This window comes from Methylobacterium variabile (assembly GCF_001043975.1).
In the GTDB taxonomy this organism is placed as follows: Bacteria; Pseudomonadota; Alphaproteobacteria; order Rhizobiales; family Beijerinckiaceae; genus Methylobacterium; species Methylobacterium variabile.
Genome location: NZ_LABY01000538.1, coordinates 1 through 527 on the forward strand (window position 1 = coordinate 1; position 527 = coordinate 527).

Consider the following 527-nt stretch of genomic DNA (forward strand, 5'->3'; position numbering starts at 1 on the left):
ATTCTCGAGCGGGATCTGGCGGGATGCCGGCTGGGGCAGCCTCGCCATCGCCTATGGCGGCTATCCGGGCTCGACCGGCTCCCCGAGCGAGGCCGGTCTCATCGAGGACGGGATGGCCGCCTACCGCTTCGTTTCCCACCGCGCCCCCGGTGCGCCGATCCTGCTCCACGGCCATTCCATGGGGGCGGCGGTGGCTGTCGCAGTGGCCGCGCGCGCACCGCATCTCGGCCTCTATCTCGAAGCGCCCTTCGTCTCCCTCGCCCGTCTCGTCGGCGAACATTTCCCTCTGCTGCCCGGGCTGCTCCTGCGCGACACCTGGCGCTCGGATCGCCGCATCGGCGATGCAGCGGGGCGCATCCTCATCGTCCACGGCACCGACGATCCCGTGATTCCGGTGGCACATGGGCGCGACCTCGCGGCCATGGCCGGACCGAGGGCGCAATTCGTCGCCGTGCCGGGCGACCACGTTTCGCTCCTCGGCCAGCGCGACGCGGAGGCGGAAGCGACGTTCCGTCCCGTCAGGAGCA

At 71.3% G+C, this 527-nt stretch carries 1 protein-coding gene; it reads left to right on the plus strand.

The features are described 5' to 3' along the window. Positions 1 to 527, plus strand: a 527-nt coding sequence (locus tag VQ02_RS34390; RefSeq protein WP_048448774.1) for an alpha/beta hydrolase, incomplete at both ends; no start/stop codon positions are given.